At 39.8% G+C, this 21,665-nt stretch carries 20 protein-coding genes and 2 tRNA genes; 8 read left to right on the forward strand and 14 right to left on the reverse strand.

The features are described from left to right. Window positions 1-57 precede the first annotated feature (57 nt). The 3 genes from NRI_RS02270 to NRI_RS02280 all read right to left on the reverse strand — a co-directional run bounded on the left by NRI_RS02270 (window position 58) and on the right by NRI_RS02280 (window position 2,891). Entirely contained in the window at window positions 58-723 is a 666-nt protein-coding gene (locus NRI_RS02270) for an RDD family protein (protein WP_015816385.1), read from the reverse strand. Window positions 724-728: 5 nt separating this feature from the next. Continuing rightward, the gene (locus tag NRI_RS02275) at window positions 729-1,739 is read right to left on the reverse strand and encodes a methyltransferase domain-containing protein (RefSeq protein ID WP_015816386.1); all 1,011 of its coding nucleotides are present in this window, start codon (window positions 1,737-1,739) and stop codon (window positions 729-731) included. Between the two features lie 171 nt (window positions 1,740-1,910). Further along, the gene (locus NRI_RS02280; RefSeq protein WP_015816387.1) at window positions 1,911-2,891 is read right to left on the reverse strand and encodes an NAD(P)H-dependent flavin oxidoreductase; all 981 of its coding nucleotides are present in this window, start codon (window positions 2,889-2,891) and stop codon (window positions 1,911-1,913) included. 170 nt (window positions 2,892-3,061) lie between these two features. Between NRI_RS02280 and ftsY the strand changes: the two genes are divergently transcribed. Then, window positions 3,062-4,006: a signal recognition particle-docking protein FtsY gene (gene ftsY, locus NRI_RS02285; protein ID WP_041351471.1), complete on the forward strand. Its 945-nt coding sequence runs from the start codon at window positions 3,062-3,064 to the stop codon at window positions 4,004-4,006. A 122-nt stretch (window positions 4,007-4,128) separates the two neighbouring features. Here ftsY and NRI_RS02290 read toward each other — a convergent pair whose 3' ends face one another. The 3 genes from NRI_RS02290 to odhB all read right to left on the reverse strand — a co-directional run bounded on the left by NRI_RS02290 (window position 4,129) and on the right by odhB (window position 6,834). Next, window positions 4,129-4,770, reverse strand: coding sequence for an RlmE family RNA methyltransferase (locus NRI_RS02290; RefSeq protein WP_049751176.1), 642 nt, complete (start codon window positions 4,768-4,770; stop codon window positions 4,129-4,131). Next, window positions 4,742-5,341: a dTMP kinase gene (tmk, locus tag NRI_RS02295; RefSeq protein ID WP_015816390.1), complete on the reverse strand. Its 600-nt coding sequence runs from the start codon at window positions 5,339-5,341 to the stop codon at window positions 4,742-4,744. Before tmk ends, NRI_RS02290 begins: the two co-directional genes overlap by 29 nt. Before the next feature lie 209 nt (window positions 5,342-5,550). Then, on the reverse strand, window positions 5,551-6,834 hold the full coding sequence (odhB, locus tag NRI_RS02300) for a 2-oxoglutarate dehydrogenase complex dihydrolipoyllysine-residue succinyltransferase (protein WP_015816391.1): 1,284 nt from the start codon (window positions 6,832-6,834) through the stop codon (window positions 5,551-5,553). Between the two features lie 265 nt (window positions 6,835-7,099). Between odhB and NRI_RS02305 the strand changes: the two genes are divergently transcribed. The 4 genes from NRI_RS02305 (at window position 7,100) to NRI_RS04120 (ending at window position 10,975) form a co-directional block, all read left to right on the forward strand. Continuing rightward, a complete protein-coding gene (locus tag NRI_RS02305; protein ID WP_238522972.1) occupies window positions 7,100-8,419 on the forward strand; it encodes a TldD/PmbA family protein in 1,320 nt (439 codons plus the stop codon). Between the two features lie 317 nt (window positions 8,420-8,736). Next, entirely contained in the window at window positions 8,737-9,297 is a 561-nt protein-coding gene (locus tag NRI_RS02310; protein WP_015816393.1) for an SCO family protein, read from the forward strand. A gap of 168 nt (window positions 9,298-9,465) precedes the next feature. Beyond that, a tRNA-Pro gene (locus NRI_RS02315) sits at window positions 9,466-9,540 on the forward strand. A gap of 25 nt (window positions 9,541-9,565) precedes the next feature. Continuing rightward, window positions 9,566-10,975, forward strand: a complete 1,410-nt coding sequence (locus NRI_RS04120) for a replicative DNA helicase (protein ID WP_187146001.1) — start codon at window positions 9,566-9,568, stop codon at window positions 10,973-10,975. Window positions 10,976-11,105: 130 nt separating this feature from the next. On the opposite strand, the gene NRI_RS02325 is transcribed toward NRI_RS04120, so the two are convergent. The 5 genes from NRI_RS02325 to ndk form a co-directional block, all read right to left on the reverse strand. Further along, entirely contained in the window at window positions 11,106-11,624 is a 519-nt protein-coding gene (locus NRI_RS02325) for an HK97 family phage prohead protease (RefSeq protein ID WP_015816395.1), read from the reverse strand. A 288-nt stretch (window positions 11,625-11,912) separates the two neighbouring features. Further along, a complete protein-coding gene (locus tag NRI_RS02330) occupies window positions 11,913-12,830 on the reverse strand; it encodes an RluA family pseudouridine synthase (protein WP_015816396.1) in 918 nt (305 codons plus the stop codon). Between the two features lie 125 nt (window positions 12,831-12,955). Next, a complete protein-coding gene (trxB, locus tag NRI_RS02335) occupies window positions 12,956-13,900 on the reverse strand; it encodes a thioredoxin-disulfide reductase (RefSeq protein WP_015816397.1) in 945 nt (314 codons plus the stop codon). Window positions 13,901-13,908: 8 nt separating this feature from the next. Further along, entirely contained in the window at window positions 13,909-14,511 is a 603-nt protein-coding gene (locus NRI_RS02340) for a peroxiredoxin (RefSeq protein WP_041351627.1), read from the reverse strand. A gap of 153 nt (window positions 14,512-14,664) precedes the next feature. Continuing rightward, complete coding sequence (ndk, locus tag NRI_RS02345; RefSeq protein WP_041351476.1) at window positions 14,665-15,084, reverse strand: nucleoside-diphosphate kinase; 420 nt, start codon at window positions 15,082-15,084, stop codon at window positions 14,665-14,667. A gap of 479 nt (window positions 15,085-15,563) precedes the next feature. Between ndk and murJ the strand changes: the two genes are divergently transcribed. The 3 genes from murJ (at window position 15,564) to NRI_RS02365 (ending at window position 19,424) form a co-directional block, all read left to right on the forward strand. Further along, window positions 15,564-17,048 (forward strand): murein biosynthesis integral membrane protein MurJ, encoded by a 1,485-nt coding sequence (murJ, locus tag NRI_RS02355; RefSeq protein ID WP_238522973.1) that lies wholly within the window; start codon window positions 15,564-15,566, stop codon window positions 17,046-17,048. Window positions 17,049-17,261: 213 nt separating this feature from the next. Next, window positions 17,262-18,689 (forward strand): proton-conducting transporter transmembrane domain-containing protein, encoded by a 1,428-nt coding sequence (locus NRI_RS02360; protein WP_015816401.1) that lies wholly within the window; start codon window positions 17,262-17,264, stop codon window positions 18,687-18,689. Between the two features lie 108 nt (window positions 18,690-18,797). Next, window positions 18,798-19,424: a hypothetical protein gene (locus NRI_RS02365; protein ID WP_015816402.1), complete on the forward strand. Its 627-nt coding sequence runs from the start codon at window positions 18,798-18,800 to the stop codon at window positions 19,422-19,424. A gap of 12 nt (window positions 19,425-19,436) precedes the next feature. On the opposite strand, the gene NRI_RS02370 is transcribed toward NRI_RS02365, so the two are convergent. From NRI_RS02370 to NRI_RS02380, 3 genes are all read right to left on the reverse strand, one after another. Then, window positions 19,437-20,018 carry a hypothetical protein gene (locus NRI_RS02370; RefSeq protein ID WP_015816403.1) on the reverse strand — a complete coding sequence of 194 codons (582 nt, stop codon included), beginning with the start codon at window positions 20,016-20,018 and terminating at the stop codon, window positions 19,437-19,439. Continuing rightward, on the reverse strand, window positions 20,015-21,181 hold the full coding sequence (locus NRI_RS02375) for an NADH-quinone oxidoreductase subunit D (RefSeq protein WP_015816404.1): 1,167 nt from the start codon (window positions 21,179-21,181) through the stop codon (window positions 20,015-20,017). Before NRI_RS02375 ends, NRI_RS02370 begins: the two co-directional genes overlap by 4 nt. A 79-nt stretch (window positions 21,182-21,260) precedes the next feature. Continuing rightward, window positions 21,261-21,333 (reverse strand) — tRNA-Asn (locus tag NRI_RS02380). Between the last annotated feature and the right edge of the window lie 332 nt (window positions 21,334-21,665).

Consider the following 21,665-nt stretch of genomic DNA (forward strand, 5'->3'; position numbering starts at 1 on the left):
AAATAGTAACAGGGAAGGAGAATTTACTAAACCGGTTTTCTACAGAGAAAGAGCATCTCAATCCGGGATATGAGTTGAATCCCCAGCTTTACCCTTGCAAGTTGCATAACGAAAAGCGTCTTTTTTAAAAATCTCAGCACTATTCGACACAACCACGGTTCCAGCGAAAATATCATGCCAGGTTCTACTTTTCTTATCAAAAATGCTCCAGAGTATGCCGAGGAAAAACGCAAGCAAAGATAAAGGTAACATAATTAATCTTTTTATACACGCAGAGACCGAAGGCTTTTCCAAGGTCTCATCGTCAAGAAGCCTTAACCTTAAAATCCACTTGCCCGGCGTACAGCCAAACCTGTGCCAACATGTAACAAATAGTATTGCCAAAAGTATCAACTGAAACACTTGTACTACTAGAACACTCTTATAGAACCCTGTAATAAGAGCCCTTTCTGCCTGACTTATAGGAAGACTAAATCTATACCTTTCAAGAACCTCGACTGGAAACTGCAAATCAACTAAAAAAGAAAGTAAGTACCCACTAACCTTCAATATCAGAACGCAAAAAAGAAGGTCCGTAATCGTACTGACGGAACGTTTAAATTGACTGGCGTAAATGACTCCCCGCCGATCAGTCTTGCTTTTATGAGGAAAAGAAAAAAGCCTATGAGGAAAATCAAAGATTGATTTTATAACACTAGGAAACAGTGAAAAAAGCTTATTCATAAGAGCTAAGAGATAGCACAATCCCCCTTGACGTAGAACGCCATGATTCCGCTGCATGCACTTTTGAAAGTACACTTTCTAACTATGGAATTTTTCAGAGCAAGACCTTCACCCAGATTTTTCATGTATTCATAGGAGTAATAGAATAGAGACCTATTAACATCAAAGACATAATCATGAATCTCCTGTTGCTTTGCCGCACGCACCAGAACTGCTAGTACACCTCCATCTTTTAAGATAGTAATACAACTCGGTATAACATCCGATAAATCACCAAGGTAAGAAAAAGAATCAGCTGCTATCACAAGATCGTATTTATTCTCTTGAGAAAGAAGGAATGACTTTATGTCATTACAGATAACTGAATCAAAAACCGGCTTTCCATCAACCAAACATCGTTTTGCAACTTCCAACATGTTTTCTGATATATCAACGCCTGTTGCCTCGCCTACCACACCACTTAATTTCAGGAAATGTGTGCAAATACCTGTTCCACAACCAAGATCCAAAATTGAAAGCTCATCAGAAGTAAGCTTAGTACCGATAATCGCTTTCAGCCCTTCAAAAATAAGCTTATGTCCAATGTACCTTCTACCTATAAGAAACCTCTCAACATACTCCTGCGCCAAGTGTTCAAATCTTTCTTTAACGATAAAGTTCGGGATCCTATTTATTTTTTGACCATTAAGAAAATCCAAAAAGAACCTCACCTCCTCATACTCTCTCCCTTTAGAGACAATACTCTCAAATATAGCCCTAGCTTTCTTCGTTTCTCCGGAGATCAAAAAGCATCTAGCTAGATTATATGGAATCAATGGTTTATTCCGGTACAAACCATTAAGCATCTTAAAACGAAACTTGGCATCACCAAGATTACCTCTATAGAAATGATAAAGACCTAGAGAAACATTATTCTTATAAAACTCTCTAAAATTAGAAGAAGAGTGAAAGTTATCCTTGATTACTTCATAAAACTTCTCCTTCTCTCCAAAGAGACTACAGAACCGCGTTAACAAATCGGAAATCTCCCGGTAGATCCGCGACAGTAAGAGAAGAAACGAATTAAACACCGAACCAAATATTCAAAGAAGCTAAACTAAAAATACAGGAAAAACATTTCTCCACAAGGGCTATTAACGCAAGGAAGACTTAACTATTAGTTTACCAGAGAAATTTCCTGCATACATTCACACACAACTGATTAGATCATTCAATATCTCTCTTACCGGACGCTCGCCTTTAACTAAACCCACAACCTCACCCGCCATCACCGAGCCACGTTCGGTATCACCTTCTATTACAGCTCTACGTAGACTTCCAGCCCAAAATTTTTCTATGGCAAGCTGTGCTTCCTCCTTAGAAATATGAGCAGAATCAAGCTGCCTAATTATTTCTCTTTGAAAAACTTTAAATTCTTCAGTTGCATCGTTCTTTAGTAAACGAACTGGGATAACGGCAAGCCTCGGATCCAGCTGCTCTGAAACAACCGCATCATGAGAAGAGGCTGCTACACACTTTGCTTTAAATCTTGGGTGCGCAATGGATTCTTTTGCACAGGCAAAAAGCGTCCCAACTTGACAACCAGCAGCTCCCATTTCTAGGTAACTTTTCACGATAGCTCCAGTACCTATTCCCCCAGCAACAAAAATAGGAACGTCGCGAATCTCCGGCAAAATTTCCTGAGCAAGCACAGATGTACTTACCCTAGTGATATGACCACCGGCTTCCCTACCCTCTATTATCAGGGCACTTGCACCGATTCTACACATTTTTTTCGCGATCGAGATGGAAGGTGCAAATACAATAACCTTAATCCCATGATTCAAAACAAGACTTAAAACCTGTTTTGATGGAATACCACCTGCTAAGATTACATGTGTAACGCCAGAACGAATGCACACATCAATCAGCTCAGGTAACTGAGGGTGCATTAAAACTATATTCACACCAAATGGATTAGAACCAACGAGCTCTTTTGTAAGGCATATTTCTTGTTCCAGTTGATCTGGAGACATCGCAGAACACGCTAATACACCAAATGCGCCAGCATTGGAAATAGCAGAAACCAAACGGTGCTCAGAAATCCAACTCATTGCTCCTCCCATAATGGAATACCTGGTACCAAGGAACCCTTTACCACGATTCCAGCAATCTATAAGGGAAAACATAAACCGAATTTCTCTTTTTATGTGCGAAAATTCTCCTATAACACCTTAGGTATTGCAATACCAGCGCGACCCACTTTACTGACTATTAAGAGGAGCTACTGTTTCTGAATTTTAGAAAAAAATATCCTTATGCAGAAGTTTCTATGTTAGAGTGAAGTCTCATGGAGTAAATGAGGCTTATAATCGTGTTAAAAAGTGTCTTTTCCTCAATTAGAAATTCGATCGCAAAGAGTAGAGATTACTTGTCAAGTGGAATCGATAATATTTTTGCAAAAGAGAAAATAAGTGAATCCACTATTGAGCAGTTGGAAGAACTACTTCTTTCCGCTGATATTGGTCCCACTGTGACCGAGAGAATCGTTAAAGCGGTCAAAAAAATTAAAGTAAAAGATGGCGAGTCACTTGAACAAGTGAAAAGTATTACACGTGAACAAATAAGGAAAGTACTTGATCCCACCTCAAAAAAGCTGATTTTCCCACAGACCGGACCGCAAGTCATTGTATTTTGTGGGGTGAATGGCAATGGTAAGACAACCACCATAGGGAAATTAGCATACAAATTTATTCAAGAGAATAAAACGGTCATGATTGCTGCATGTGATCTTTTCAGAGCAGCCGCAATAGAACAACTGCGTTTCTGGGCGGAAAGAGTATCTGCGACATTTTTTTCAAGCGAAACAAGCAAAAATGCCTCTGGTACTGCTTATAAAGCCTTAGAAAAAGCTCTAGAAGATAAAGTTGATGCACTTATAATAGATACTTCTGGCAGGTTACACACACAGAATGACCTCATGGAAGAACTCAAAAAGATATGTAGGGTACTTTCGAAGCTAATGCCCTCAGCACCCCACGAGGTCATACTGGCTCTGGACGCCAGTACTGGGCAAAATGCTCTAAACCAAGTGCAGGTTTTTAAAGATGCGGTCAATCTCACTGGACTGGTCGTGACAAAACTAGATGGCACGTCCAAAGGAGGAGTGATTGTAGCTATAGCTGAAAGATATCCCAACCTTGGTATATACTTTGTGGGAACAGGAGAAAAAATAACTGATCTGGAAGAATTCTCTTCTTCAGAGTTTGTAGATGCTTTGCTTGAAGTAAAAACTACATCTTAATAGAACTTATTACCACAGAATCAGGACTTCAAAAATTCCACGGATTTTTGCGGCACGTAATCTGATAGTAAGCATTCCATTTTACCACCAAAAAGAGATTTCGTACTGTAGAAATAGACAGACTAAGCAAGCTTACCAAGGAAAATAAGGTATATTTCCCGAGAAGCCTTCCTACTGGCATCCGGTTTGAAATACTCTATTTTCTTAAACTTTTTCTTTAGCGAATTAACAAATCTATATTCGTCCTCACTACCCCTAAGGATCTTGATTACCACTGTACCAAACTTCTTCAAACTACTTTTTGCATACTCGAGAACTAGCTCAGCCAATCTTATGGATGAAATGCTATCTGTAACTCTGCTGCCAGAAGCGCTTGGTGCAAGATCCGAAACAATAACATCTAATTCAACACCGCTAATGTATTCATAGAGCTCTTTACGCTGCAACTCTATATCCAATTTTATGACCTCAACCCCAGGGATAGGATCCATATCAGCCAAATCAACCGCAATTAGCCGTCCAGTACCATTCAAAGCATTTGCGATTACTTGACTCCAACCACCAGGTGCACTTCCAAGCTCAAGCACAACAGAACCCTCTCGAATGAGGTTAAACTTCTTATTTATCTCTAGAAATTTGTACGCTGCTCTCGACCTGTATTGCTCAGCTTTTGCCTTTTTCACAAAAGGGTCATTAACGTGCCTATAAAGCCACCGACTTGAAGAAGCAGTGCGTCTACTTATACGCCGAAGTTTGTTTTTCACTTATTTTTCCTTGCACTATCTTAACGATCTCCTCACTCGTACGACCGACTCCCATGCGTTTAATAACGTGAATATTCGAATACGTATGTGCAATTTTCTCATATCCCATGCATACGTTCGAAAGGTACTCTCTAGGCATACGTTCAAAGTTATCACGACCTAATTTTTTACGACCAGATCCCGAAAGAAGCAGAGTTAAATCGGGTTCAACCAGACAACCGGAAAGCTTATGTAAATCCAAAATTGTCTGCAGGTCAATTTTCTCCCCATATCCCTGATATGCTAAAGTCGAATAAATGAACCTGTCGCAAACGACAATCTTACCTTCTTTCAACGCCGGTAGTATTACTTTATTGTAATGATCAACACGTGCACCAACTATAAGCAATAACCGCGCCATAGGGTCTATAGAATCATGGAGGATCATGGACCTTAAACTTTCGGCAAATGGAGTACCACCAGGCTCCCTTGTTAAAACGCAAGGATACCCATTTTTTGCAAGAAACTTACTCAAAAGCTTCACCTGTGTACTCTTACCAGACCCATCAATCCCCTCGAATACTATAAACACACTACCTGCACAAACCAGATAAGAAAAACAAATCTTCCTGCGAACCTGCCTCTAGAAAATAGCATCTCTGCACATTACACCCTAATTCTTTGTGCAACTAAGAAATCCCACTCTTACTGAAAAACGGCGACATAACAACGCAACCAAAGTAAATAAATTCCCCTAAGGCAAAAGGTCAAGTAACACTTGAACCATCTTTAGAAACTCTACTAGACTTTGAGTAAGAGCCTCTCAGGATTTTCCAAACACTCTTTCACACGAACAAGGAAGCTAACTGCCTCCCTACCATCAACTATACGGTGATCATAAGAGAGAGCAAGATACATCATTGGCCGCACAACAATCGCGCCATCAATAACAACAGGCCTTTCTTTTATTGCGTGCATTCCAAGTATGCCAGATTGTGGAGGATTAATAATTGGCGTTGACATGAGTGAACCATAAATACCACCATTAGAAATGGTGAAAGTACCACCCTGCATATCGTCTGGCTCTATTTTGCCATCCCTAGCCTTTTTTCCGTATTCAAGTATTTGTCTTTCAATTTCTGCAAAGGAAAGATTCTGCGCATTTTTTATTACTGGCACAACAAGACCATTCTTTGTACCAACGGCAACCCCGATATTATAGTAATCTTTGTAAACTATGTCCTTTCCACGAATCTCGGCATTAATTTCCGGAAAAGCTTCAAGCCCACAAATAACAGCTTGTACAAAAAACGACATAAAGCCAAGTTTCAAGCCATGGACCTTTTCAAAGGAATCCTTGTAACGCTTTCTTATTTGAATGACATTCTCCATATCCACTTCATTGAAAGTCGTTAAAATTGCAGCTGTATTTTGTGATTCCTTCAGTCTCGATGCGATTCTTTGTCTCAACTTAGACAGCGGTACAAGCCTTTCAGGGAACTTAGGAGCTAAAGAACCACTACCAGCAACTGCACGCTGTTCTGATTCCGAATCTTGTTTTTGGGCTGGATCACCGTAAAAAAGTCGACTTAATACATCAACTTTCCTTATCCTGTTATCTTTCCCAGTACCAACAATATCCCTTGGGGATAACGACTTCTCTTCCAGCAGAATTCGCGCAGATGGTGCGTCCTGCTTTGCATAAACTAACTCAGAAGATTGCAGCGATGAAACATCCTTTCCTGTGCTTACACCTAATGCAGTTCCTCCTGCAATGGCAACAGATGGTGGAACGATATTACCACCATCAACCCCAGGTGAAATTGGGCTGCCTCCATCGGAAGCAACAACATTTTCGTCGATTAACCCGAGAACATCGTCTACTTTCACCGCTTGCCCTACCTCAACATTGATTTTACTCAAAACTCCAGAAACAGGAGCAGATACTTCTACGGCTGCCTTATCGGTTTCAAGCTCAAAAAGTAACTCGTCCTCCCTCACGGAATCACCGATATTTTTAGTAATTTTCACAACGGATGCCTCCGCAATTGATTCACCCATTCTTGGGACGAGAACTTCTTTCATGTTTTAGTTAATACAAATCTAAATGTTTATAACCAGCACTCAGAGCCAATTATAAACCTACTCTAACTGAATGGACATAGCTTCTCGCAATTTCATTTCTTCATTACATAAATGATGAATGAGATCAAATTATTACATTTATGATGTTTGCCAGCTAACATTATTAATGTAATAAAATCTATAAAACATCAGCGAATGTAATAACAATGCATTGCGAATTGAGGGAAAGATACTTAGCTTTTATAAAGATCTCAAAAATACCAAAATGAACGTCATAAATTGCATAGAACTCATATTAAGCGAAGCAAGAAAACGAGATTGCCAAGCAGATTTATTAGCGACTCAAACTAAAAGCACGATTGTGAACGCAAGAAACTTCGAGATAGAAAAATTAGAAGAATCCTTATTCTCGAGCATTACGTTTAGACTAATAAAAGATAAGAGGGTAACCTCTATAAGATGCGATCCTTCCGCAGATGTCCGACGCCTAGTTTCGCAAGCATACGATGCATTAGCATATATTCCAGAAAATGAATACGTTTCACTACCACAAAATGTAGCAGTAGTCGATGACGTTTATGGTACTCACACTGACCACAACTTTCCCGATAAATTAAAGGAGTTGGCAATCGAAACTGAGCAAATAGCTCACTCAAATGGGAAACTAAAAACCACAGAAACCATTGAATTTGGAAAAAAAATCATAAAAAAAATAGTTGCAAATACGAATGGGTTTTCTGGGACCTTTGAAAACCAACTATTCTCTGCCGTAGTAAGCTTAGTCGCGGAAAATGAAGGCAATCTAAATGCGGGTTATTCGTACATCACTAGCAACTCGCTTAAAGACCTTGTCCCAGCAGAATTAGCAGCCGAAGCAGAAAAAAGAGCTACAGAAGGCCTAAAACCGCAGAAAGTCTCAACGTGCAAACGAGAAGTTATATTTGACGCAAGGTGCGCTTCGAGTTTCCTCAATAATTTTAACAGTTTCCTTAGTGGCAAGTCAGTTACCCAATCAGCAACTTTCTTAAAAAGCTATATGGATAAAGAGATACTTCCAAGCAGCATAAGCATATTCAACAATCCAGAAGGAATAAACTGTAAAATCGAAACACCAGCCTTTGATGATGAGGGAAACTACACGACCAAGCGCTTTCCGCTAATAGAACGAGGAGTATTGAAAAACTGGATACTTGATCAGTACAACGCCAACAAACTCGGCTTACAAGCAAATGGCTTTGCTAAACGCACCTTTAGTGGAAGTATCTTTCCTTCAGTAACAAACATTTATCTAGAAAGCAGCGACACATATTCCGAAAGAGAACTGATAAGTAGAATTAAGGAAGGGTTGTATGTAACAGGCTTATTTAGCTGCGGTATTAACCCAATAACTGGAGACTATAGCCAGGGAGTTCAAGGATTATGGATTGAAAATGGACAACTTTCGTTTCCCGTGAGCGAGATTACGATTGCTGGACAACTAAAAGATGTTTTTAAAGAAATTATCGCAGCCAATAACATAAAGTTTTTTGGTAGAGCGAACTCTCCTTCTCTATATCTCGGATTCATGTCTATCAGTGGAACATGAAATAAAGATATTCCCTACTTTAAAATGGGTCTTTTAAAAACCCTATCTTAAAGTAGGGTTTTATTTTCACCAAAACTTATGGCTATCCCATATAGGAACTATTTACAAGATCAGATCTCGATAAAATGTCTACATTAGTAGCTCAAGTAACACTTTAACTATAAAAATTCACATAGCAACGCTTTAATGTATTACTTTAATATACTCGAATAGACTCCCTTTTCACCTATATTATCAATACTGATGATACTTTTTTTTTACTTTAACAAAAATCTCAGCTATAAAGAAATGAGCTGTATGCGCATGATGGTAAAAAGATGATCAATAAAATCGGTTTTATTTTTAGATTGCTAAGTGTTGCTTTGCTTTTGGGAACCTCATATCAAGCAAAAGCATTAAACAAAGAAATTACGACCTCACAGATAGAGATAGGTGGAACGTTTAAACTAACCGATCAGAATGGCCGTCAAGTCACGAACGACATACTAAAAGGGAAATATACTCTCGTGCTTTTTGGCTTTAGTAGATGCCCACATATTTGTCCAGGACAATTAGCTCTTTTAGAAAAAACGCTCGATGCGTTCCCAAAACTTCAGGCACTTTTTATTACTCTAGATCCTGCAAATGACACAGTGGAAGTGCTAAATAAATTTAGTCGCTCATTTCACAAGCGAATACTTATGCTTACAGGTTCAAACGAGATGATAGAAAAAGTTGTCAACGATTATAAAGTTTATGTAGCAGCGGATGAGGATCCTGAAAAATTCAATCATTCAGCACTTATGTATCTTATGGGACTAGATGGTCGTTATATAAGTCATATAGCACCTCGCAGTGAAGATGAATTACTCGCATTTGTAGATCACTATACAATATAATTCACTCGGGCATAATTTCACTTTTTTTAGCTAATTGAACTTCTACGTATACACGCTTGCCCGTTTCATCTTTTCAAGAACTCGCTTTTGAAAGCGGGAGACAAAATTAATGTGCGTGCTCCTGAATTGACTATAAATAAGCTTTGATTTAGAATCTCGAGCTGTGTGCGGAGTGTAGCACAGCCTGGTTAGTGTGCTTGGTTTGGGACCAAGAGGTCGGGGGTTCGAATCCCTCCACTCCGACACTTTTCTGCATTATCAAAAAGCATTGAGTAATTCTTCCGCTGAGCTTCCTAACAACATTGAAGCAGAACAACTTATACTCGGTGCTCTACTCACTAATAACGATGCCTGTGATGAGATAGAGGAGCTTATCTCATCATCTTCTTTTTACGCTCCGGTACATAGAAAAATCTTTGAAGTTTTGCTTCACCTTAGATCAAAAGAACTCGTTGCTAATCCCGTAACCCTAAAGAATTATCTTGAATCAAGCAATGAATTAAGTGCTATTGGTGGTCAAGAATATCTGCTCAATATAATTGAAAAAGCTAGTATTGTAGTGGATGTATCAAGTTTGGCACGTGTAATACAAGAGCTTTATATAAGAAGACAACTAATCGTTTTGGCACAAAAAATAATTTCTGGTGCCACCGGTGAACAGAGTAATACAACTACAAGTGAGCAGATAGAAGAAGCTGAACATTCTTTATTTCAACTTGCAAGCTCAGGTGAACTTGATCCATCTTGCTTACACATTTCTAAACCGATTGAGATCGCGGTTGAACGAGCAAAAATTACTTTCAAAGCAAAGGTCCCATTTCAGAATACTTCCACCGGCTTCAGGGATATAGATAATCTTTTAGGCGGGCTACAAAATTCAGACCTATTAATAATAGCAGGACGTCCATCTATGGGTAAAACATCTTTAGCCATAAGTATGGCACTACGGGTAACTAGAGAGTTACAAAAACAAGGAATGTCCGCGTGCTTTTTCTCTTTGGAAATGTCAGCTGATCAAATTGCTTCTAGAATGCTATCTGTGCATTCTGGAGTCGATGCATTCAGCATTAGAACAGGTAAAAAGTTTTCTGAAGAATCACTGAAGAAAGTGATTGAAAGTAGCAAAGAATTATCGGAATTACCCCTTTTCATAGATGATACTGCTTCTGTATCAATCTCAGCACTACGCACAAAACTACGCAGACTACATCGAAAGACAAAACTTGGGGCAATTTTCATAGATTACCTGCAACTTTTGCGAGGCTCTAAGGGTACAGAGTTCAATAGAGTACAAGAGGTCTCCGAAATCACTAAGGGACTAAAATTAATCGCTAAGGAACTTAATGTACCAGTTGTTGCTCTCTCGCAGCTCTCCCGACTGGTTGAACAGAGAGAAGACAAACGTCCGCAACTTTCTGACTTGAGAGAGTCGGGTTCAATAGAACAAGATGCAGACGTTGTAATGTTTGTTTTTCGCGAAGCCTATTACATGATGCGTAAACAACCTTCAAGTGATGATGAAAATTATGAGAATTGGCAATTCAAGATGGATGAAGTAAGAAACAAAGCTGAGATAATAATAGCAAAACAAAGGAACGGTCCAGTTGGGACCGCCCTACTTTTTTTCGATCAGTCAACTACAGTCTTTGATGATCTGTCCCTCTTTTCAGATGACTGACAGGCAGTTTGATGCACTTTTTCATGCTGTATTATAAGTGCTTTTTAAAAGGCTTACCTGTTTAGGACCATACTTTTTTTGAAGAAAGCGTAATAGTCAAAGGGATCCCCCATAAAGAAACAATAAATTTTTAGGCAAATTCCTTTCTCACTATTTCTATTAGTCTTGCTAACCTTGCTTCTAGCAACTGGTCCGCATCATATTGACTTTTCACGGAGCTTACCCTTGCATACTTGTTTGCTGGAAAAGTCACGAGGCTTACCTCTATGAGTTTCACAGCTGTCATAATTCTCGCTCCTGTATGCTTATCCATCTTATACTTTTTTGGTATGTATCCAATTGATAGCCCGTTTAGTACTCCTGCCTTGAGCAGCTTATATGCTTCATACCCCTGATTTACCTCCATAATTATATGACCTTTTAAATAAAGTCCTTTCTCAGTTTCCTGCATTTCAAGAACTTTCCCAATAGGTTGATCTTGCCTGTGTTGCCACAAAAGTGGTACACACTTCGTCAAGTCAAAAGCACCACTACTGATAATATCTCCTTGTTCATCAACTACATCAAAGACGCTAGCATAGCCATAAAAAACACCTTCTTCGTTGAGGTTCTTTGTATCAATGTCAAAAATAACTTTTTTTTCAATCACAATTGCGCATATATAGGAAAAGCATCATTTTAATAGGAGAGATTTCTTAAGGTAAGCAAATCACATGAATTGGATTCCCATAAATCGCGATTAATACCTGCATCATACAAACAGTTTCGTAGAAGTGCCCCTTCTTACATCGGACTCCTCTAATCCACTTTTGTGCAACATAGTTATCGCACACCATAAATCATTTTCACCCGTGAATGAGACCTTTTAGTTCCAACTACTGCAATGTCTTGCAAAAAGGCATTGCTAGTGAAGATCTTTAAAATACAACAAATTGGATCACATTATCGCGAGATTTTCGGCAAAGTGAACTGGTAGCTCCGCAGTGACTTTTATAATTTTTCCAAAAAGTTCAAACTCTATTTCGCATGCGTGCAGGCATAATTTCTTATTCACGGAGCATTCTAAAAAGGCTTCTCTTCTTCCATATTTTCCGTCATTCAATACCGGATGCCCAATACTTGCCATTTGGCTTCTAATCTGGTGTTTTCTTCCGGTTAAAGGAAAGAGTTCAATTAGTGACGCATTTTTGAATTTCTTGATAACGTGAAACTGTGTAATAGCATGTTCACCATTGCCAATATGGTTGCACTGCATTACTTCTTCACCCTTAAAAAGGACTTTGTTTATGTAGCAATCAACTGCCCCTTTTTTTTCCTTCAACTCTCCAATCACTATAGCAAGGTACCTTTTTTTGACGAGCCTGTTCGAGAACAGTCGCCACAACTCTCTAGCTGCATCGAGCGTCTTTGCAAAGATAAGTACGCCAGTAGTATGTTTATCAAGCCTGTGAACAACACGATATTCAGGATTGATAGATTTCATCGCATTATCTATGCTCGTTGTAATCCCGTAACCCGACTGAACAGGAAATCCAAATGGTTTATCAATGGCTAACACATTTTCGTCCTCGTATAACATGAGCGACGCAATAAACTTGACAAACTTACTGTCAACTACCTTTGAGCTATCACTCGGTATTTCTCTGGGTGAAGATAGAATTTGGAGAAAATTGGCACTAAGAGTCAGCGAATCGCCTTTCAAAACAGCAGCAGAAGCCTTAACCACAACATTATTAAGCTTCACTGCTTTCTTTCTCAATGCCTTTTGAAGTGCAGACTGAGGAAACGGACCAAACGTATCTCTCAGATATTTATCTAATCGTCGACAGTCATTTTCAACAACAAAACTTTTCACCAGACCGAACTACCACCAAAAGGACTACAATGCCAAACAAAAAGCGAACACTCTACAGACAAAACATAGACAGTGCTCCACGGCTTGCACACACATTTTATAAGCTAACACACAAAGAGTATAAACTATATGCAGTCAAGGAACTTCATGGCATCAAGGGCAGCCATACAACCGGTTCCAGCTGCGGTAACAGCTTGTCTGTAGACGGGGTCCTGAACATCGCCACACGCAAAAATACCGGACACGCTAGTAGAAGTATCTGAGCCGGCTGTCTTGATGTACCCAGCAGAATCCATTTCTAAGATACCACTGAACAGCGCGGTGTTTGGAGTATGACCAATAGCAACGAACACCCCGGAAACAAGTATCTCCTTAAAAGTACCGTCTATCAATGAGCGGACACGCACGCCTGTTACCTCAGGTGGCGAGTCGCGGCCAAGGACCTCATCAAGAACAGAGTTCCAAATTAACTCTACCTTTGCATTTGCAAAAAGGCGCTCCTGAAGAACAGCCTCTGCTCTAAGACGGTCCCTACGGTGAAGCAGGTAAACCTTTTTAGCATGCCTGGTAAGATAGAGCGCCTCTTCTACAGCGGTATTTCCACCACCAATAACAATTACGTCCTGGTCACGAAAAAAAAAGCCGTCACACGTCGCACAGCCGGATACTCCATAACCCTGGTATTTCTTTTCGCTCTCAAGACCCAACCACTTAGCCTGTGCACCTGTTGCGACAACAATACTTCTAGCACGATACTTATTTCCGCCCTCTCCTCGAAGAATAAATGGAGAGCTATATGGAGCTTCAACTTGTGAGATGTGGTCATTAACAAAACGGCACCCGACGTTCACAGCTTGCTGCTGCATTTGCTCCATGAGCCAAGGACCCTGAACAGGTAGAGCAAAACCCGGATAATTTTCGACTTCGGTTGTTGTACTAAGTTGCCCACCCGATTGGTTTCCACTGACTATAATGACGCTGAGAGATGCACGCGCTGCATATATCCCAGCCGTACATCCAGCTGGCCCAGACCCGATTATTAGTACATCGCTTTCAAGAGCATCACGCATCTCTCTACTCAAAGCTCATCCCTATTGGAAGCTAGATAATCGGAAACACTCTCATGCGTCGCCTTGATCGCTTCCTTGCCCTTACTCCAACCTGCCGGACAAACCTCTCCATTTTCGTCACTATACTTGAGCGCATCCAAAGTACGGAGAACCTCATCGACATTCCGACCTACGTTCAGGTCATTAACATGAGCAACTCTGATAACAAAATTCGGATCTATGATAAATGTACCACGAAGAGCAACTGCATCGTCTAGCAAAACTTGGTAGTCACGTGAAATAGACTTTGTTATGTCTGAGACCAGAGTGTAACCAATACTCCCTATTCCACCATCTTTTACAGGCAGGCTACGCCACGCAAAGTGGGAAAAATGGGAGTCAACACTAACACCTACAACAACCGCGTTTCTCTCGATAAACGCAGGAATCCTATTACTGAAAGCAATAATCTCCGTTGGACAGACAAAAGTAAAATCCAATGGATAAAAGAAGAGCACCCCATATTTGCCAGACAATTCACGCTGAAGATTGAAGTCATCACAAAAAGAACCGTTCTTGAGTACAGCCTTTGCTGTGAAATCAAATGCTTTCTTACCAACTAAAGTAGACATACCAATAAGACCACCTCCAAGAAGGGCATTGTATACCATTTACTTTGAAGCTTAAAGTATCCTAAAAATTTTTTGTTTCAGATACATAAGCAATGTGAAAATACACACTGTGCTCGAACTTTTAGTCAAAAGAGCAATAGTGCTTTCGGGATATCATCTTTCAAAAATCTCACACCGACTAAAAAAGAATGCAATTTCATTTTTAGCATTCTCTTCGCTGTCAGATCCGTGAACGCAGTTTGCATCTATACTCTCGGCAAAGTCACCACGGATCGTCCCCTTTGCAGCCTTCTTTGGATCCGTATCACCCATAAGCTTTCTATAGCGATGAACAGCATCATCTCCTGATAATACTTGAACTACAACAGGAGCAGATGTCATAAAGTTAACCAGGTCGTTGAAAAAGGGCCTATCCTTGTGGATCACATAAAAAGCTTCGGCTTGAGCACGCGTCAGATGAAGTTGCTTCATCGCGATAATCTGCAGACCAGCAGCCTCAATATAGGCATTAACCTTACCTGTTATATTCCTGGAAATAACATCTGGCTTAAGAATGGACAAAGTTTTTTTCATAACTAATGCTAAAATGCTCTTTTTAACAACCAAAGGGCTTGGACTTAACGGATTTAGAAATCCACAACACTTCTGTACACTACTATACTCTAGTTGCGATACTCTACCAAATCATGAATCCCACATCGAAGAGTTAGATGAATTTTTACAAAAACACCTGTCGGAACACGCAAAACACGCGGGAATATCGGCTAATCCTGCAACAAAACTGCTTTCAATCCAACAGATGTATAAATTTATTTATATAGCCAAATGCTGCACATATTTTTGCACACAGAGATGGAAAAATGGTTCACTATCTTTTGCCAACAAAAAGTTCTTTCGTTAACAGGAAAAAGGAAATTGACTCATTTCCTGCTTACGTTATTTTCTTTCTTTAAAATAGGATCTCCGTTCACTCGGTATGAATTATGAGAAAATATTTTTCAATTCCAAGTAGTGTAATTTTCCTATCGAAGTTCTTGCACGTAATTAGAGATATGCTAATCGCAGTAGTCCTAGGAACGTCAGCATTCGCAGATGCCTTCTTTGGAATATCAAGAGTACTAAGCCTAATAACATCTTTATTTGCAAATGGTATTTTCTCTGCAGTTTTTTCACCGATTTTTTCGCAACTCTTGAAAGAAAATCGAAATTCAGCATTGCAATTCTCACATGAAATTCAATTGATACTTGCTTTCACAGGAACTGTTGTATTTATAGTTGCAGAGATATTTACAGAAAAAATTTTGTTTTGTCTGATACCAGGAATGCTTTCCTCTCCAGCAAGAGATTTCGTTATTACGACTGCTAAAATCGCATTTCCACTCATTCTTTTTATCCCGCTTACGTCACTTTACTACTCGATGCTATATGCACGAGGAAATTTTGCTTTCATAACCCCATACACGATTATAACGAATACTACCTTGATAGCAGTAATCCTTTTTACAGGGAACAATAGTACTCTTCTCTTACCTAATATGGGCTGTGCTATTGCATTGTCCGGAATGATACAGATGCTTCTATTTTTATATCAACTTGAAAAAAGTGGCCTAATCCCAGTTCTTACACAATTTTCACTGAGTAAGAATATAAAGAACTTTTTCAAATGCTTTCTCCCTTCAGCACTTGCATCAGAAGCGCATCAAATAAATACTTTGGTTAGCATTTTTTTTACTAGTAAGATTCCACAAGCAATTTCTTCACTATGCTACGCAGAGGGAATAATCCAGCTGTTTTTCGTTCTCACAAATACATCACTTGGGGAAATAGCAGGTTCCTCATCAATTACATTGACACACAATACGGAGGAGCTAATAAAAATGCAGAATAAAGCTCTCAAAAAAGTGATTACCGTATGCATCCCAGTAACAATCATGTTAGTTTTCATGGCGGAACACATTACTACGTCATTATTTCTACTTGGAGGAAAATTTGACCTCCAATCTGTAAAACACACGACACACACGCTAGAAATACTCGCTTTTGCCCTCCCAGCACATGCTTTGAACAAAAGCTTCTTGGGACCCTTTCTTGCCTTTGACAAACTAAAAGCTCCAATGAGCTTTACCATTGCTTCGGTGGTTTTAAATGTTACCATGAGCATAATTCTGGTGCCGCACTATTCATATACTGGAATAGCAATAGCCTTGTGTACCGCAGCATGGCTGAATACGCTTTTAATTATCGTCTACTTAAAAAGAAGGAAAATATTTAGTTTGAATGAGAAAATTCCACGTTTATTAAGCACAGTCTTTTTCGCGGCTTCTATAACAATTTTCTTCATACAGATTTGCGAAGCATTCATAGAGAGCCATCCAGGCATATCAACAATTTACTCACTAAGGCTGGCTTCTTTGGTGACCGTCTGTATATCAAGTATATCCATCTACTATTTTTCGCTTTCACAGCTTAAAAAAAATTCCATGGAAGGGAAATTGATCATTGAGCTTAATTATTATTGCCTATGGCCATTCTCGTAGGATACTTGGCGACTGCGAACTAAAAAGTCGACAGGATAGTTTCAAACAAAGCTAAAAACTATCAATTACCCCGGAACATTCTACATAAACTTTCTTCTATTTGTGATAAATTTACCACATGACTTACTTACTCTTCGCACAAATCCTACCTTACAGTAGGCAACTCACAAAATTTCCATATGCTTAAACAAATAGATGAGTTACAAGTGAGAAATGAGCGAATCAGGTTTTTTATGGGTTACTGCGCTGGCACACTTGTTCGCATTTTTGCTGTACTACACAGCAGGACGGTGCAAGCCCGTTTTTTACTATACAATTAGCACCTTTACTGCAACATTAAGTTTTGTTGCTGCAGCAGTGCTAGCAATAAAAGGTGAGCCACTTGCGATTGAAGTGTTTCAAATCACGCATCACATAGGAATCGCATTCGGGTTGGATAGAATCACACTGACGTTTGCCTTGTTATGCTCGCTACTTAGCATACCAGCGACAATATATGCAATCAGCTATATGTACGCAATCAATGGAAGAAGAAAAGCCGTATTTTTCGCACGGATTCACCTTTCGCTTGCTATTACTATGCTTTTAGCATTCTCAGGAAACTTGGTTACGATGTTTATTTTCTATGAGCTACTCACCCTCGCGACCTACACACTTGTAAATCACGACAATACAGAAAATAGTCTCAGAGCTGCACGAACTTACCTAGCATATCTAGTTCTTCCGTCAGTCGGATTACTATTACCCGCTATCCTAATTACATACAAGATTACTGGCAGCTTCACCTTTGATGCAAGCTTACACATAAGCATCGTCGGACTTCCAAGGTTAGCACTATTCTTGATGTTCGGGTACGGAACTGCGAAAGCTGCAATCTTTCCTTTACATGGTTGGTTACCAAGAGCCATGGTCGCACCAACCCCTGTAAGCGCGTTGTTACACGCCGTTGCAGTTGTCAAGGCTGGAGTATTTTGCATGCTGAAGGTTGCGAAATACGTTTTTACAATATCTGATCCGGCCAATGTGGTTCTCATGACACCAATAACTTGTATTTATGCCTTTACGATCATCTTCGCATCTGTCGTTGCACTGAAAAAACACTCCCTCAAGGAAATCTTAGCTTATTCTACTATTAGTCAACTCTCCTATATTGGAATTACTTTAAGTATATTCACTGAAAACGCGTTCCATTATGCAATTCTATATATGATCCTACATGCCTTTGCGAAAATAACACTTTTTTTTACTGCAGGAGCTATATATGCGAGAACCGGAAGAACAAGCATCAAGCAACTCCACGGAATAGGAAGAGAAATGCCTATAGCAATGTCCTCATTTACAGTAGGAGCACTTACAATGATAGGACTCCCACCTACTGCGACCCTTCTATGCAAGGCTGACATTTTATCAGAGGCATTGGCACAAGGTAACTACATACTTATTGTCACTTTAGTTATAAGCACTGCTCTTAATTGCGGATACTTCTTACCAATTATCTTCAATGCGTTTTTCCGTGAACCTATAGTAGCCACTTCTATTGCAAAGACTCGGACTAGACATACACTGTGCGATCCGCTTGCACTTTCATATCTCTTTACTGGAAGCGTCTGTATCGTTCTTTTTGTATACAAACTTTTTTAAACAGTAGTGTTTATACAACAGCAGCTTAAACACCGCTGCCCTCTACTAGTGGCTGTAAATACTCATTTAACCAGGTAGATATATGATTTCGGTTACTTAAACGACAAGATGCTTTTTTACAGGGTACTTTTATTTTCGTATCTAATCGATTCACTACTCACATTAATCCCAAAGCTGATATTAGCAGTAGCATACCTTTTTTTCTCAAGTGTGATACTTATCGCTCTTCTTACGACTAGTATTTCCACTACCAAATACGCAATTCTGAACCCAGGTGAGAGTCTTCATTATCTGCTTGGGTACCTAAAATGGCTATGGTTGAATAAAAGACATATCAGTCTAGAGTATTTCTTTTATACACTTGTTTCGTTTATTACACCTTACTTGAGTTGGAAATACATAAAAAAGACAGCAAAAACAACAATAGGAAAACTCAGAAAAATTGGAAAACAATACTTGAAAGTTCTAAAACCACAAATATTAAAAAAATTACTATCTAAGTGTGCGCGATATCGTGCGAACCAACCTGTGCCCCCATGGAAAAAGGGCATAAACAAATTGAATAATCGGAGTGACACGTTCAACGACACGTGCCACCATACTTCATACATAGAAGATAATGCAGTACCAACGCACCCGTCCCACGAAAACAGACAGGTACAACAGGAAATGGACCAACAACAAGAGAGTAACGACGACGCCCCAATTAGAAACAAACCTACTGAAGACAAATAAAAGGAAGTAGTGTTACGAGTCAGATACAGAACGCTGATAGGAAATGGCGCCTAAAAGTCTATTAGAAAGGCTTCTTAGATACGGGTTCACATCAACAGATGCTCCTAGGTTACTTAAAGACACCTCTGCATTATCTACCTTACCCTCCAAAAATTGCATAACTGCACCCAGAAACTGTGAGGTTGAGGCATAAATAAGATGGTTCTCAACGTGCCGATCGAGCAATTCGAGGTTCAACTTAGAAAGTTCACGAATGTACACATAAGGTGAATTGAGACAGACAAAATTGTACAACTCTTTCCTTTTTAAATCATCTAAGTACTCAGGCGGGAAGCTAGCAAGGTAGATAGCAGCAATACTTGCATAGGGCTGATGCTTCGCAGCCACGATGCTTTGTAGTTTTCCCTTTGAATCACGAAGATTTTCTGTGCTGAGAGCGTCGTAAAGCAAGATACTCTCCCTAAGTGCAGGAGCCTTGTCGAAATGTTTGTATAAACCAAAACTACTCAGGCCAACAACACACAAAAAAAGCAGCAGTGATACTAAATAAAAACTCTTGCTCCTCTCAAAAATTAGACCGTACCAATCGATCATCTGTCTACCTCACCAAAAACAATGTCCAATGACCCAAGAATAGCAGGTACATCAGCAAGCAGATGTTTTCGGGAAAGAGCATCAAGAGCTTGCAAATGGACAAACCCAGGTGCACGGATCCTGCAACGATATGGCTTATTCGTACCATCGGAAACAATATAAACTCCAAACTCCCCTTTTGGAGATTCTACCGCAAAATATGTCTCTCCCTCTGGAACATGATAGCCCTCTGAATAGAGTTTGAAGTGATGAATAAGAGCTTCCATGGAAGTTTTCATTTCAGCACGACTCGGTGGAGCAACTTTCCTATCATCCACCACAACTGGCCCTTCTGGAAGCCTATCTATACACTGTTTGATGATTTTAACTGATTCATACATTTCAGCCATCCTCACCAAATATCTATCGTATGAATCACCGCAATTTCCTACTGGAATCGCAAAATCCAACGACTCATATACTTCGTACGGCTGACTTCTGCGTAGATCCCAAGGTATGCCGGAAGCACGCAAAACTGGGCCAGAGAAACCAAGCGCAACTGCTTCCTTTTTACTTACTTTACCTATATCAACTAAGCGTTGCTTAAAAATTGGATTATCCGTAAGAACATCTGCAACATCGTCAAGCTTATGTGGGAAACTTTCTAAGAAGGACATTATTTCTTCATCGAGACCATCTGGTATATCGGCAGCCAGCCCACCAGGACGTATATATGCAGCATGGAACCTCGCCCCAGAAGCCTTTTCATAGAAAGAAAGCATCTTTTCACGCTCCTCGAACATCCAAAACAAGGGATTCATAGCACCTACATCGAGCGCGTGAGTAGTGATGTTTAGTAGGTGGTTCAAAATGCGAGTGATCTCGACAAAGATTACCCTTAGATACTGCGCTCTAGGAGGTACCGTAATGCCGAGCAGTTTTTCCACACAAAGCGAATAGGCATGTTCCTGCGCCATTGGTGAAACATAATCCAACCTATCAAAGTACGGTAAAGCCTGAAGATATGTTTTATGCTCTATTAGCTTCTCAGTCCCTCTGTGCAAAAAACCAATATGCGGATCAAGGCGCTCAACTGTCTCCCCATCAAGCTGCATAATCAGACGCAGTACTCCATGTGCAGCCGGATGCTGAGGCCCAAAGTTAAGCTCCTTTATTACGGTCATACCTAATACAAATATGAAAAAGAAAGGGCACCGTACAACCCGGATACCAACTGTAGCTCGCAACTAGCAGAGTCAGACGCTCCTCGGGCCGGGCTCGAACCAGCGACCCTGTGGTTAACAGCCACATGCTCTACCAACTGAGCTACCGAGGAAACTCCCAGGATTCTACTATAAAAGCCATATTGAAACAAGAGGAAACACAAAACGGATTTGAGCACTTTGCTCCACATCTGTAAGTACAAGAACACGTCTTTGATCAGATATTTGATATCCAAATTCCGTGAAACACACTCATTCAACGTCGATTTTGACAAAACCACACGATTCATTCTCCTCAGATAAGACAGCAGAAACGACTATCCGTCTTACGTACACAGCGAGAAATTCTACTCCTATTTGAATGGGTTTTTTTAAATTAGATAGTAACAACCGAGATTAACTACTCGCCATTGATTCGTGAGTATACAAACTAATAAGAGCAGAC

The organism is Neorickettsia risticii str. Illinois (assembly GCF_000022525.1).
Taxonomy (GTDB): domain Bacteria; phylum Pseudomonadota; class Alphaproteobacteria; order Rickettsiales; family Anaplasmataceae; genus Neorickettsia; species Neorickettsia risticii.